Annotated in this window: 9 protein-coding genes; 4 read left to right on the forward strand and 5 right to left on the reverse strand. The window is 62.5% G+C overall.

Annotation, left to right across the window (positions count from 1 at the left end; translation table 11 throughout):
* The first annotated feature begins 149 nt into the window (after positions 1-149).
* Positions 150-4397: a DEAD/DEAH box helicase gene (locus GIW02_RS12090; protein WP_236410887.1), complete on the forward strand. Its 4248-nt coding sequence runs from the start codon at positions 150-152 to the stop codon at positions 4395-4397.
* Positions 4398-4508: 111 nt separating this feature from the next.
* Here the strand turns inward: GIW02_RS12090 and GIW02_RS12095 are convergent, their stop codons facing one another.
* Genes GIW02_RS12095 through GIW02_RS12115 form a run of 5 tightly spaced genes read right to left on the reverse strand, consistent with a single transcriptional unit; the run spans position 4509 to position 10768 of the window.
* Positions 4509-6614, reverse strand: coding sequence for a mechanosensitive ion channel domain-containing protein (locus GIW02_RS12095; protein ID WP_236410886.1), 2106 nt, complete (start codon positions 6612-6614; stop codon positions 4509-4511).
* 59 nt (positions 6615-6673) lie between these two features.
* Positions 6674-7459 (reverse strand): hypothetical protein, encoded by a 786-nt coding sequence (locus GIW02_RS12100; RefSeq protein ID WP_236421875.1) that lies wholly within the window; start codon positions 7457-7459, stop codon positions 6674-6676.
* Positions 7460-7504: 45 nt separating this feature from the next.
* Positions 7505-9076 carry a hypothetical protein gene (locus tag GIW02_RS12105; RefSeq protein ID WP_236421876.1) on the reverse strand — a complete coding sequence of 524 codons (1572 nt, stop codon included), beginning with the start codon at positions 9074-9076 and terminating at the stop codon, positions 7505-7507.
* A gap of 18 nt (positions 9077-9094) precedes the next feature.
* Positions 9095-10537, reverse strand: coding sequence for an OmpA family protein (locus GIW02_RS12110; protein WP_236419318.1), 1443 nt, complete (start codon positions 10535-10537; stop codon positions 9095-9097).
* Positions 10538-10768, reverse strand: a complete 231-nt coding sequence (locus GIW02_RS12115; protein ID WP_236419320.1) for a hypothetical protein — start codon at positions 10766-10768, stop codon at positions 10538-10540.
* 181 nt (positions 10769-10949) lie between these two features.
* Here GIW02_RS12115 and GIW02_RS12120 point away from each other — a divergent pair, with 181 nt between their 5' ends.
* From GIW02_RS12120 to GIW02_RS12130, 3 genes are read left to right on the forward strand one after another with little or no spacing between them, the layout of a single operon-like run.
* Entirely contained in the window at positions 10950-11729 is a 780-nt protein-coding gene (locus GIW02_RS12120) for an endonuclease/exonuclease/phosphatase family protein (protein ID WP_236419322.1), read from the forward strand.
* Positions 11726-12988, forward strand: coding sequence for a cardiolipin synthase ClsB (gene clsB / locus GIW02_RS12125; protein WP_236419324.1), 1263 nt, complete (start codon positions 11726-11728; stop codon positions 12986-12988). Before GIW02_RS12120 ends, clsB begins: the two co-directional genes overlap by 4 nt.
* Positions 12978-13934 (forward strand): lysylphosphatidylglycerol synthase domain-containing protein, encoded by a 957-nt coding sequence (locus tag GIW02_RS12130; protein WP_236419325.1) that lies wholly within the window; start codon positions 12978-12980, stop codon positions 13932-13934. Before clsB ends, GIW02_RS12130 begins: the two co-directional genes overlap by 11 nt.
* Positions 13935-14269 lie beyond the last annotated feature (335 nt).

Here is a 14269-nt window from a genome sequence, read left to right on the forward strand (position 1 = left end):
CTGTTTGGAACGATGGTAATTATCGGCAGGCGTGTGAGCCTGGCCGCAGGTTGTTGCCAGAATCGTTGCATTTTGCGGGTTTGTAGCGCAACCGTCACGGATAAAGTACGTGTTTGCAACTTGTTGAAGCGGGCAGCATCAATCACTACATGAACCTTCTTGAATCAACGGACACCGTATTGGACGGCTTTCACCCCGCCGTCAGTGCCTGGTTCCGCAGTACGTTCCCTTGGGTGACAGGCGCCCAGGCCCAGGCGTGGCCGTTGATCCGCCAACGGCGCTCGACGCTGATCGCCGCGCCCACCGGCTCCGGCAAGACGCTGACCGCTTTCCTCGCGGTGCTCAACGACCTGGTGCAACAGGGCCTGGCCAACGGCGGGCAACTGCCGGATGAAACGCTGGTGGTGTATGTGTCGCCGCTCAAGGCGCTGTCCAACGACATTCAGATCAACCTGCAAAACCCGCTGACCGGTATTACCCAGCAGTTGCTGGCCGCAGGCCTGCCGCCGCTGGCCATTCGCACCGCCGTGCGCACCGGCGACACGCCACAAAAAGACCGCGCGCTGATGCGCAAACGCCCGCCGCATATCCTGGTGACGACCCCGGAATCGCTCTACGTGCTGCTGGGCTCGGACTCGGGCCGGCAAATGCTGGCCAGCACGCGCACGGTGATCGTCGACGAAATCCACGCCATCGCCGCCGGCAAGCGCGGTAGCCACCTGGCCTTGAGCCTGGAGCGTCTGCAAGGCTTGTGCAGCGAGCCGCTGACCCGCATCGGCCTGTCGGCCACGCAAAAGCCCATCGAGGCGGTGTCACGGTTTCTGGTGGGCAGCGGCCGTGAGTGCGCCATTGTGGATATTGGCCACGCCCGCCCGCGCGACCTGGATATCGAGGTGCCGCCCGTGCCGCTCTCGGCGGTGATGGCCAACGATGTGTGGGGGCTGGTCTACGACCGCCTCGCCGAGTTGGCGCGCGAACACCGCACGACACTGATTTTCGTCAACACCCGGCGCCTGGCCGAGCGCCTGGCCCGGCACTTGAGCGAACGCCTGGGCAAGACCGCCGTAGCCGCCCACCATGGCAGCCTGGCCAAGGAGCTGCGCCTGGACGCCGAGCAACGCCTCAAGGCCGGTGAGCTGCAAGTGCTGATCGCCACCGCGTCGCTGGAACTGGGGATTGATATCGGCGATGTCGACCTGGTGTGCCAGATCGGCTCGCCGGGGTCCATCAATGGCTTCCTGCAGAGGGTCGGCCGCTCCGGGCACCAGGTCGGCGGCACACCCAAGGGGCGCCTGTTCGCCACCACCCGTGACGATTTGATCGAATGCGCCGCCCTGCTCGACTGCGTGCGCCGGGGCGAGCTGGACACCTTGCACATACCACTCGCGCCGCTGGACGTGCTGGCCCAGCAGATCATCGCCGAGGTCAGCGCGCGGGAATGGTCAGAGTCGGCCCTGCTGGCGCTGATCCGCCGCGCCGCGCCCTACGCCGAGCTGGATGAGCGCCACTACCAGGCCCTGCTGCAGATGCTCGCCGAGGGCTATAACGGGCGCCAGGGCATTCGCAGTGCCTACCTGCACCGCGACGCCGTGACCCACACCCTGCGCGGCCGCCGTGGCGCCAAGCTGACGGCCGTGACCAGCGGCGGCACCATCCCCGACAATGCCGACTACAGCGTGTTGCTGGAGCCCCAAAGCCTGAACATCGGCAGCGTCAACGAAGACTTTGCGGTGGAAAGCATCGCCGGGGACATCTTCCAGCTCGGCAATACCTCTTACCGGATCCTGCGGATCGAAGCCGGCAAAGTGCGCGTCGAGGATGCTCACGGCCAGCCGCCGACCATCCCGTTCTGGATGGGCGAAGCGCCGGGGCGCAGTCACGAACTGTCGGCGGCCGTGGCGCGTTTGCAGGGGCAACTGGACGCGCTGCTCAGCGCCAGCCCCGGTGAGCTTCAACCGGCACTTGACTGGCTCAGCGACACCCTCGGCCTGAACCGCGCCAGCGCCGAACAGATCGTCGATTACCTGGCCCGCGCGCGCCTGGCCCTCAGCGCGTTGCCGTCCCAGGACACGTTGATCATGGAGCGTTTTTTCGACGCGTCCGGCGGCACCCAACTGATCATCCACACCCCGTTTGGCAGCCGCATCAACCGCGCCTGGGGCCTGGCCCTGCGCAAGCGTTTTTGTCGTACGTTCAATTTCGAACTGCAGGCGGCGGCGAGTGAGAATGCGATCGTGCTGTCGCTGTCCACCAGCCACAGTTTCGAGCTGGACGAGGTATGGCGCTATCTGAACAGCCACAGCGCTGAACACATCCTGATCCAGGCCGTGCTGGACGCGCCGCTGTTCGGCGTGCGCTGGCGCTGGAACGCCGGTGTGGCCCTGGCATTGCCGCGCTTTACCGGCGGTCGCAAGGTGGCGCCGCAGATCCAGCGCATGAAAAGCGAAGACTTGATCGCCAGCGTGTTTCCCGACCAGATCGCCTGCCTGGAAAACCTCGCCGGCGAGCGCGAAATCCCCGAGCACCCGCTGGTGGAGCAAACCCTCGACGACTGCCTGCACGAAGCCATGGACAGCGACGGCTGGCTGGCCCTGTTGCGGCGCATGGAAGCGGGCGACGTGCGCCTGATCAGCCGCGACCTGCCCGCGCCCTCGCCCATGGCTGCAGAAATTCTCAGCGCGCGGCCCTACACCTTTCTCGACGATGCCCCGTTGGAAGAGCGCCGCACCCAGGCCGTGCTCAACCGGCGCTGGAGCGACCCGCAGAGCGGCGACGACCTTGGCGCGTTGGATGCCGCAGCCATCGCCGGCGTACGCGAAGAAGCCTGGCCTGCACCCAATGGCCTGGATGAAATGCATGAAGCACTGATGAGCCTGGCATGCATCGCTCACCACGAAGTCACGCCGCAATGGGCCAAGTGGCTGCACGCCTTGGCCAACGGTGGGCGCGCCCATCAGCTGAGTAACGGGCTATGGGTGGCCGTGGAACGCTTGAGTTGCCTGCAGGCGATTTATCCCAACGACCTGCCGCTGCTGCCGGGTTTCGATGAGGCCTGGACTTACGATGAGGCGCTGGTGGACGTGCTGCGCGCGCGGCTGGGTGGCTTCGGCCCGCTGAGCCTGCTGGAGATCGCCGCGCCGTTGGCCTTGCCGGTGGCCGACGTCACCCAGGCACTCGCACGCCTGGAGCAGGAAGGCTATGTGCTGCGCGGTCGTTTCAGCCCCGACGCCACTGAAGAGCAATGGTGCGAACGCCACTTGCTCGCGCGCATTCATCGCTACACGGTCAAGCGCCTGCGGCGGGAAATCGAGCCGGTGGCGTTGCAGGACTTCATGCGTTTCCTGTTCGACTGGCAACACCTGTCCGACGGTACCCGTGGCCAGGGCAGTGCGATGCTGGCGCAGATCGTCGGGCAGTTCGAAGGCTATGCGGCCGCCACCTCCGCCTGGGACAGTGACTTGCTCAGCGCGCGGCTCAAGGACTATTCATCCACCTGGCTCGATGAGCTGTGCCGCAGCGGCAAGCTGGTGTGGACGCGTTTGAGCAACAAGGCCAGCGCCATCGCCCTGCGCAGCACGCCGGTGGTACTGCTGCCCCGCGCACAGGTGCCGCTGTGGGTGGGGCTGACCGAGCAGACCGACAGCAGCACGCTGTCGCCCAAGGCACAGAAAGTCCACGGAGCCTTGCGCGAACAGGGCGCGCTGTTTTTCGATGAACTGGTGCACGAAGCCCACCTGCTGCGCAGCGAACTGGAAAGCGCGTTGCAGGAACTGGTGGGCGCAGGCCTGGTGAATGCCGACAGCTTTGCCGGCCTGCGCGCACTGACCACGCCGGCCAGCAAACGCCAGGCGCGCAGCAGCCGCCGTGGGCGCGGCGCGTTTGTGGGCGGCATGGATGACGCCGGGCGCTGGGCGCTGATTCGCCGCTCGCCAACCGCGGCGGCGCCACACTCGGCAGAGACCCTGGAACATGTGGCAATGACCTTGCTGCGCCGCTACGGCGTGGTGTTCTGGCGCCTGCTGGAGCGCGAGGCGGATTGGCTGCCGAGCTGGCGCGAATTGCTGCGTACGTTCCATCGTCTGGAAGCACGCGGCGAAATTCGCGGCGGGCGCTTTGTCAGTGGCTTGGCGGGGGAACAGTTTGCGTTGCCGGAAGCGATCCCGTTGTTGCGCGAAGTGCGACGCAGGCCGCATGACGGAAGTTTGATTGCCGTGTGTGGGGCGGATCCGCTGAACCTGGTGGGCACGTTGTTACCGGGCAACAAGGTGCCGGCGGTGAGCGGTAATCGGATTGTGTATCGGGATGGCTTGCCGGCAGCGGTGAGGGTGGCAGGCAAGCAGCAGGTGTTGCTGGAGGTGGATCAGCAGGCGGTGCAGGAGAAACTGATCCGGCATTGAAGTGGAGTGACGTTGAGGGCCTCTTCGCGAGCAAGCCCGCTCCCACACTGGAAATGCATTCCAACTGTGGGAGGGGGCTTGCCCCCGATGACGCCCGAACAGCCAACCTCATCATTGAGGCCTGGGTTGCTCCGTCAACACCACTGACGCCGGCAATTCCTCACCCGGCTCAACAACCTGCGGCGTACGCTTGGGCAACAACACCTGCTGTGGATAAGTTTGCGCGAAGTGCACCTCGTCACAGTTATCCACAAGCTTTTTCAGCCGCTGGTTGAACGCGCGGCTCACTGCATATTGCCCGCCCGACACGGTGCGGAACTGCGCCGTCAGCACCACGCCATTGAGGTCCATCTTGTCGACGCCGAACACCTCAAGCGGCCCTTGCAGGTTGTACTTGAGGAACACATCGTCGCGAATCGACTGGCCGGCCTCGCGGATCAGCTCCACCGCCTTGTCCACATCGGTGTCGTAAGTGAACTGCACCGAGAAAAACGCGTAGGCAAACTGCCGCGATTGATTGGTGACCGCCTTGATCTGCCCGAACGGCACCGAGTGCACAAACCCTTTGCCGTCGCGCAGGCGCAGGGTGCGAATGGTCAGGCCTTCGACGGTGCCGGCATGGCCGGAGTCGAGCACCACCCAGTCGCCGATGGACAGCGTGTCTTCAATGATGATGAACAGGCCGGTGATCACGTCCTGCACCAGTTGCTGCGAACCGAAACCGATGGCCAGGCCGACCACACCGGCACCCGCCAGCAGCGGCGCGACGTTGATCCCCAGGTTGGCCATGGTGGTAATTGCGCAGATCACCACCAGGATGATTTTCACCGCGTTGCGCAGCAGCGGCAGGATGGTCTTGACGCGCGTACTGGGCTGGCGGCTGGAGCGTTTGTTGACCGGCGGCTTCAGCGCTTCCTGGATGGCCGTGTCGAGCACCACCCAAAACAGCCAGGTCATCAGCAGGATCAGGCCGATGCTGCTGAGGGAATCGCTGATCGCGCGGCCCACCGAATTGCGCTGGGCAAATTCAAACAGCGAGACACCCCAGATCCGCCCGAGGATTTCGATAAAGGCGATGGCCATGACGATGCGCAGGATCGCGTGCAACAGGCTGAGGAAGCGCTCCTTGTAGGCACTGCTGCGCTGGATCGCGACCTGGCTGCGGGACTTGAACAGGTGCTGCAATACCGTGCTCAAGAACACCGTACCGATGAGCAAAATGGTGGTGAACAGCGCACACCGCAGGGCCTTTTGATTGTCATCGCCGGCGCCGATCAGGTTGATCGCCGAGACCAGCACCATCAACAGGATCGGCCAGTACCACAGCCCGGAAAACACCCGCAGCGACTGCTGCAGCGCCGGGTGTTTTAGGCGTTGGGCCAACGGCCGATTGCGGATCAGATGCGCCACCGGACGGCGCAGGCGCACCACCAGCACACCAAAGATCACCGCCGCAAACAGGCCCGTGAACACGGCGATGCTGCTGGTGATATTGCCGCCCAGTTGGCGCGCAATTTGCGGGCTGGTCAGCGCGTCACTGAGGGCCGCGAGGAAGCCGATCAGGAACAGCGGCTTGGGGCAGTAATCGCGAATAATCTGTACCGCCGGGCGCTTGTGGCCGACGTTGAACATAACGATGACGCACAGCAGCATCGACGTGGAAAAGATACCGCTGCTGGTGGCGTAGGCAAAGCACAGCGCCAGCGCACGGCCAATCGAGGTGGGTAAAAAGTGGCTGACGTACAAGGCCAGCGGCAGGCAGATCAACGCGGGGAGCGTATAGGGCACCACGTACCCGAGCACCGCGTGAAAACGCTTGCGCCGCTCAAAAAATGCGCGCCGGCTCAAGCGCTGCACAATAAAGCGCCCGAGTAAGGTCAGCAGGGTGAACGCGCCGATCCACACCCCCGACAGCAGCAGGAAATCCCCGGCAATGCTCCACGGCGAGCGCTGGGCGGTCTGGTCGACCAGACGCCCCACCTCATCCGCCGCCCGGTCGGCGCGCAGGCGCCATGCGTCAATCAGGTTCTGGTTGAGGTCCAGCTTCTGCTGTACGTCATCGATGCTGGAGCTGATAGCACCGAGCAGTCCGCCCTCCACCAGCAACTCCGGCTTGTCCGGCGCTTGGGGTTCAGGCGCGGTGGCCGCGGCGTGCAGTGCGCCGCTGCCGCAAAACAGCAGCGCGCCAAGCAGTAATGCGGTTTTTAAATTCGGCAAAACTCCGGGCTCCTTACAGAAGGGTCTGTAAGGAACTGACGGGTTTCAACCGAGATGGTTCACTTCAGGTCGACATTCAGGCTCGGCGCACCAAACGCCACCAACTGCGCGTTGGAGCCCGCAAAATAGCCCTTCCAGAAGTCCTCCAGCGCCTGAATCGTCTTGCCGGAGCGATAGGCTTGCTTGACGTCCTTGGTCACCAGCGCCGCACCGGTCACGTAGACGCGCGCGCCTTGCAAATCGGCGAACAAGCCTTTTTCGCTCACCCGTTTAAGCTCGGCCTCTGGCTGCAGATCACGAATCCGGTTGTTCGCATAGAAGCTGCCAAAATCGCTGTTCTCCAGCATGTCAGAGATCAGCAAGACGACGCGCTCCTGAGCCGGTTGCTGACCAAGGTCCTTACCGATTTCGCGCAACGAATGGAAAATCTCGCTGCGCGCAATATCTTCAGACGCCTCGCGCAAGGTGCTCACAAACACCTTGCCCAAGGTTTTGTTGAAAAAACTGCGCTGCTCGCCAAGGCAGGTATCCAGGGTGCGCAGCGATTGCATGCCGACCCGGTCGCGTACCTTCTCATCAACGCCCCGGTTGAGTTCACCGGCAAAACGCAGCTGCATGAATTGCCCCGGCAGGAATGCCGAAAAACTGTAGAGGCGAACCTTGTCACCCGGTTGAACGAAGCGCTGCACTTGGGCCCATGTCGCCTTCTGAATCACCTCGGGCATGGGGATCGTCTGATCGATGATCACCGTTAATTCTCGACCCGCCGCAACCGGTCGGAACTCCCCGACCTTGGCGTAGGCATAGCAGTCAGGAATGTCGTTACGCTCGCCTGCCACCGCCATCAACGGCGCCAGCAACAGGGCAAGGAAAACCCGCTGGATACTCATTCAGGCACCTGTTGCGTCAAAGTCTTTGAGCAATTGTTGCTCAGCGCGCAGCGCCAGTACCTCGTCCAGGGCATGGCCCTTGGCGCGGCTGATGGTCGCCAGTTGCTCTTCACTGTAGGCCGTCAGGTCCTTGCTGCGCAGGGCGTCGAGGCTCGCCGACGCCGCAACAGGCGGGACCGCGACCGGCGGGACCGCGGCGGGCGCCTGAACCGGGGCAGCCACAGGTGCGGCAACGTCAGCGACCACCGCAGCAACCGGAACACTGACGGGTTTCGCCGGCGCTTGCGGCGATGTCGGCAGAGCTTGTTTGCGCGCCAGGTACGTCTCGAAGTTGCGATTGTGCGCGCTGGTTAACGCCGCCTGTTGCTGAGCATTGGTGGTCGTGCGCCCGGCCAGTTTGAGCTGCAATTTGCTCAGTTTGTGATCGGCATGCGAGGCAATTTCCACACGCTGGCTTTGCATCCAGTTTTCCAGCGCTTCGCCGCTGGAAAACTTATGCGTGTGCTCCCACGCGGTTTTCGACTCCACGCCGGCAAAGCCGAAGATCGACGCCAACCAGATGCTGGTGATCTGAATCGCGATGTAGATCACCGACAGCACGATGAAGGTAATCAACGAGGCTTTACGGATCGCGTCCATCTTGTCGGTCAGGGTTTGCTTGTCGGCTTGATCGTTAATCGCCGCCGAATCGGCCGGCAACTCGAACGGGCTGGCCGACTCGTAATTCTGCTGGGCAAAGGCATGCGGGCTGCCGACCATTTCGGTTTCGATGCTTTTGAGCTGCATGGTACGGATACCGAACGCCGCGACCGCAATAATCGCAATCCAGATGCCCGTGGTAATCATCCAGCCACGGCTTGGGGTGACCGTGTGGTTGATGTTGATGCGCGCCAGGATACGGTTGTAGTCCTTACCGTCTTTATCGCTGTCGGTGTCTTTGATTCCGATGCCAGGCAATTCCTTGAGCTGGGACGGTCGATCGCTTTGCGGGTCGTTTTCCCACCAGTGGCGCGCTTTGCTGATCAACGCATTCTTGTGCACTGCGCGACCGGTCACTTCGGCAAGGATCGCCGAGGCGACTGCCAGCAGGAAGGCGAACAGCCACCCCATCCAGCTTTGATCGTTGGCTGACAGGTTCTGGTTGATGAACGGCACCAGCACGTAAGCAAAACCCACGGCTTCGAACATAATCAGCATGAAAATCAGCGCAAACACCCAGAACGGCCGTTCGCGACGGCCACGTTCACCGATGGTGCGCAGGTAGGATTCGCTCTTGTTGAAAAAATCGACGTTTTTCGCGCCGATCTTTTCATAGCGCGAGTAGTACGCGTCGCACAGCTCGCTTTCCGATTTCGGCCAGCCGTGGGAATCGAGCATCAAGCTTTGCTTGGACAAGCGCGCCACTTTGCCGATGACCGGCACGCCATGCCACACACGCATCACGAAATAACCCACCTTGTCCCAATACGCCTGAATCAGGATGGCCGCCAATAGTGTGGAAATCACCAGGCCGGTGATCAACTTGTTTGCCCAGAGCAGGGCCGTCAGCGCATTGAAGCTGAACTCTTCCATGGTGTATGTCCTTGAGTCTTACGCGCGAATCGGCACGAAACGGGTGGTGAAGGCTTCACGGGTACGGGAGTAGAACAACGCACCATCAGTGGCTTCGGAATTTTTCTTGCTGAACACCACGTCGATGCATGACACGGGTGCCTTGGGGTCTTGGGTGAACACCCGATAGAGCACCAGGTCTTCACCTTCATAGGTGTTAGCCACAGCTTTGCTTTTAATCGATTTGCGGTTGCCTTGGTCGTACCCCTTGACCACTTCGATGAAGGGTTGGCGATCGACGCTCGCGCCATCGCGCAGAATCGAGACGGGCGACAAGGTCACCAGGTGACCGTTGACCAGGTTCGCCCAGACACGGTTGTTGTAGCCCGGCAGGTATTCGGTCGTAACTTGTGTATCCAGTGCCTGGCCGCTGGCGAGGTTGAACACCTTGCCGCTTTCACGCGGGCGGTCGGCCTCACAGCTGCTGGACGGCAGGTCACTTGCGTGAGCGCTGCTGATCAGGGCAAAGCCGGCTTTTTTCGGGGCGATGGCCTGGCCCAGGGTCCAGCGGGTATCGCTGGCCGGCTGGCCGCCGAAATCCACCAAGGCCGTTCCGGCATCCGCCGGTTTGCGTTCGTCACCCGGCTTGTCCGCGACAGCCGGTTTGCGTTTGGGCGCGCTGGCAACGGTGCGCGCGGGCTCCGTCGAGGTGCCGTGCGCCAGGTACTTGGTGTTGTTTTGCTCGGCATTGACGCGTTTGACCAGCATGTTGCGGTCGGTGACTTCAACGATTTCAACCCGACGGTTCTTGCTGCGCTGCTGGCTGTCGCTGTTATCGGCGATAGGACGGGAGGCCCCTGCCCCCTGGAAAAACATGCGCTGCGCAGCAATGCCTTGTTCGGTAAGGATCGACGCCACCGCGCGGGCGCGCTGCTCGGAAAGCCGCTGATTGGTCGCAGCGCTGCCAGTGGCATCGGTATGCCCAACGACGAGAATCGCTGCCTGTGAGTTCTGCCCGGGCTTGGGCGCGAAAGCGGCGGCCAGCTTGCGCACCTGGCGCTGGCCATCGGCGCTCAACTGCGCACTGCCGGTGGCGAACATGCCTTGGTCCTGCACCTGGGCGACGATCCCCGCGTCCGTCGGCGCGGGCGCACTCGCGTTGCCGACGGGAGCGTCCTGGCTTTGCAATGTCTGCAGCTGGATATTCAGGTTCTCTTCACGGGCAATTCGCTCCAGCTCCTGCAAGCGGTTCTGCCACAAGTTACCCGCCACGCACCCGACTGCGCCGCCGACACCACCGCCCACGAGGGCCTTTTTCGCATCCCCGGTGATCGCGTACGTCAAGCCGGCCCCCAGCAAGGCGCCGCCTGCACAGCCGATGGCCGTACCGTAGTTTTTGCCGGCATCGTTGAGCGTTGCGCAGCCACTTAGCGCGATCGCTCCCGCAAGCAGGCTGATTTTTCGGGTAAACGAAGTATTCACTTAATGGGTTCCGGCCTTTGCAAAAAGAGCCGCCGACCCCACTGCCAACACCAGAAAAGCGTCAGCGGCATCATCCATGAACAGGCCCTGCAAAATCGTTGAGTTGATTAGATCGCGGGGGATTTGATCATGCCGGTGATGGCATTTCAACAGCATCGCGCCATTGCATGCGGCATTTCCGCAGCGAGGGCCCTGTCGATCCGCGCGCAGCAGGCAAATATCAAATGCCAACCCCACCCTTTTCCGTTCACGCCAATACCAGACACTGCGCCCTGTTGAAACCCACCGGAGTGACAGAAACACAGATCAAAATGGAAGGTGTGCCGTTTGTAGGAAGCTGGAAACTTTCAGCCAAAAATCATAGTCAGCCATAAACGGGGGCCAGGCCCCCACTTCTTTGACAGGAGCAATCATGGCTGCGATTCCCGACTGGGTGCCCATCACCCCCAGCGACGCCATCACTCGCTTCACGGTGCTGACGGTCAATATCCACAAGGGTTTCACCGCCCTGAATCGACGTTTCATCCTGCCCGAGCTGCGTGAAGCGGTGCGCAGCGTGGGCGCCGACATGGTGTTTTTGCAGGAAATCCACGGCACGCACGAGCGTCACCCTCAGCGCTTCAGTGACTGGCCGAACATGCCGCAATACGAGTTCCTCGCCGACAGCATCTGGCCGCAGTTCGCCTACGGCCGCAACGCGGTCTACCCCCACGGCGACCACGGCAATGCGCTGCTGTCGAAATTCCAGATTGTGCGCCATGACAACCTTGATATTTCCCAAAGTGGCCATGAAAACCGTGGCCTGCTGCATTGCGTGCTGCGCCTGCCGGGCACCGGCCAGGAGGTGCATGCGATCTGTGTTCACCTGGGCTTGCGCGAGGTGCATCGCCAACAGCAATTGCGCCTGATCGAACAGCGCATCCGCGAAATCCCGGCCGATGCGCCGCTGATTGTTGCCGGCGATTTCAACGACTGGCGCCAGAAGGCCGACCTGAGCCAGAGCGGCCTTGTGGAAGTCTTTGTGCACTCCCAGGGCAAGCCCGCACGCACCTTCCCGGCGCGCCTGCCGTTGCTGCCCCTGGACCGGATTTACGTGCGTAATTTGAAAGTGCATAACGCACGGGTGCTTACCACCCGCCCCTGGTCCCATCTGTCAGACCACGTACCGCTGTCGGTGGAGATCGAGCTATGAACGTCGCCGTGGAGCATATTTCCACTGATCAACCGCCCGACGAAGCCAAGGCCCGCGACCTGGATTACGGCTGGCAGAGCGGCAACCAGATCGAATTGCTGGAGAACGGCGAGGCGTACTTCCCCAAGGTGTTTGAGGCGTTGCGGGCGGCCCGTCGCGAGATCTTGCTGGAGACCTTCATTCTCTTCGAAGACAAAGTCGGCCATGAGCTGCAAGGCATTCTGATCGAGGCCGCACAACGTGGCGTGAAGGTGGTGGTCAGCCTCGATGGCTTTGGCTGCGGCGAGCTGAGCCCGGCGTTTCTGGGGGCGCTGGCCGAGGCTGGGGTGGCGGTACAGATGTTTGACCCGGCGTCCAAGACGCTGGGCATCCGCACCAACTGGTTTCGCCGCTTGCACCGCAAGATTGTCGTGGTGGACGCAGAAGTCGCGTTCATTGGCGGGATCAACTTCTCCGCCGATCACTTGGGCGATTATGGCCCGGAAGCCAAGCAGGATTATGCCGTGCGAGTGACGGGCCCGGCGGTGGCGGACTTGCATCATTTCGCCCTGGCACAAAGCGGTCGTCAGGTACGCGCCCGGCGCGGCTGGCGGCGGCGCCAGCAACGGCCTTCGCTGTGGTCGACGGAACAAGGCGATGGTTGGGTGCGCCTGATTTACCGCGACAACGTCCAACACCGCGACGACATCGAAGAGGCCTATATCCACGCGTTGAGCAAGGCGCAAAAACGCGCGGTGATCGCCAACGCGTACTTCTTCCCCGGTTATCGCCTGCTGCGCGAGATCCGTAATGCGGCGCGCCGAGGCGTGCAGGTGCAACTGATCATGCAGGGCCAGCCCGATGTGCTGTTGGCCAAGCTGGCCGCGCGCATGCTCTACGACTACCTGCTCAAGGACGGCGTGGTGATTCACGAGTATTGCCAGCGCCCGCTGCACGGCAAAGTCGCGCTGGTGGATGACGACTGGAGCACCGTGGGCTCAAGCAACCTGGACCCGTTGAGCCTGTCGCTGAATCTGGAGGCCAATGTGCTGATTCGCGACCAGGCGTTCAACCAGCAGCTGTATGAGCGCCTGGAAATACTTGCCCGGGACCATTGCCAGACCATGCCGGAAAACCGCAAGCCCCGCCTGTGGCTATGGCGACTGACCGTGGGTTTTCTGGTGTTCCATGTGATGCGCCACTTCCCCGCATTGACGGGCTGGTTGCCGGCGCATAAACCGCGACTCAAACCCTTTGAGGCCCAGCACCATGACAGCTGAAACCAAAGGCTCGCGGTTCAAGCGTTGGAAGAAACCGCTGACCATCGCCTTCTTCCTGCTGCTGATTGTGCTGTTCACCCTGCTCGCGCGGCGCATCGACTGGAGCGAAGTGGTGCAGACGCTCGGCGACTTCAAGGTGCGCACCCTGGTGATCGCCGGCGCGCTGACGCTGTGCAGTTTTCTGGTGTACGCCAGCTTCGACCTCATCGGGCGCACCTATATTCGCCAGAACCTGGTGTGGAAGCAGATCCTGCCGGTGGGCATCATCAGCTACGCGTTCAACCTCAACCTGAGCGCCTGGGTCGGCGGCATCGCCATGCGTTATCGGCTGTATTCGCGCCTTGGAGTGAGCACCGGCAATATCGCCAAGATCCTCGGCCTGAGCCTGGCCACGAACTGGTTTGGCTACATGGCGATTGCCGGGGTGGTGTTCAGCAGCGGCCTGGTCACCATGCCGCCGGGCTGGAAAGTCAGCACCACGGCCTTGCAGGGCATCGGCGCGCTGCTGGTGCTGGCGAGCCTGGGTTACCTGGTGGCCTGCCAGTTTTCGAAAAAGCGCGCGTGGACGATTCGCGGCATGGAAATCAACCTGCCGTCGGTGCGCATGGCGTGTTTGCAGTTGCTCTTGGGCGCGCTGAACTGGTCGCTGATGGCCGCGGTGATTTTCACCCTGCTACCGGCCAAGCTCGACTACCCGCTGGTGCTAGGCGTGTTACTGATCAGCGCGATTGCCGGGGTGCTCACCCACATCCCGGCCGGGCTCGGCGTGCTGGAAGCGGTGTTTATTGCGCTGCTGCAACACGAGGCGTCGCGGGGCAGTTTGCTCGCTGGGTTGATCGCCTACCGGGCGATCTACTTCATTGTGCCGCTGCTGATCGCACTGGTGATGTACCTGGGCGTGGAGGCCAAGGCCAAGGCGTTACGGGTGAAGAAGACACCTGCCTGAACCACGCCAGTGGCCAGCGGGCCCTTGTGGCGAGCGGGCTTGCCCGCGTTGGGCTGCGAAGCAGCCCCAGTAAAGACGCCGGCATTTTTCCTGAACCACCTCAGCGCCTGGTTTAGGGCCGCTGCGCGGCCCAACGCGGGCAAGCCCGCTCGCCACACAAGCCCGCTGTCCACGGATTTAGTGTTCACCTGAAGGTTATCGGGCCTGGATGATGCTCAACCACTCGCCCACGACCATTACGAGTGAAAAAGGCGCTTCCTGAACCACGCCAGTGGCCAGCGGGCTGTTGTGGCGAGCGGGCTTGCCAGCGTTGGGCTGCGAAGCGGCCCCAAACC

This window comes from Pseudomonas syringae, assembly GCF_021606685.1.
Taxonomy (GTDB): Bacteria; Pseudomonadota; Gammaproteobacteria; order Pseudomonadales; family Pseudomonadaceae; genus Aquipseudomonas; species Aquipseudomonas syringae_R.

Excerpts from the sequence above, each read along its gene's own strand:
- GIW02_RS12090 (WP_236410887.1), top strand. The coding sequence starts at position 150 with ATGAACCTTCTTGAATCAACGGACACCGTATTGGACGGCTTTCACCCC.
- GIW02_RS12100 (WP_236421875.1), bottom strand. The coding sequence starts at position 7,459 with ATGGCGGTGGCAGGCGAGCGTAACGACATTCCTGACTGCTATGCCTAC.
- GIW02_RS12105 (WP_236421876.1), bottom strand. The coding sequence starts at position 9,076 with ATGGAAGAGTTCAGCTTCAATGCGCTGACGGCCCTGCTCTGGGCAAAC.
- GIW02_RS12120 (WP_236419322.1), top strand. The coding sequence starts at position 10,950 with ATGGCTGCGATTCCCGACTGGGTGCCCATCACCCCCAGCGACGCCATC.
- clsB (WP_236419324.1), top strand. The coding sequence starts at position 11,726 with ATGAACGTCGCCGTGGAGCATATTTCCACTGATCAACCGCCCGACGAA.
- GIW02_RS12130 (WP_236419325.1), top strand. The coding sequence starts at position 12,978 with ATGACAGCTGAAACCAAAGGCTCGCGGTTCAAGCGTTGGAAGAAACCG.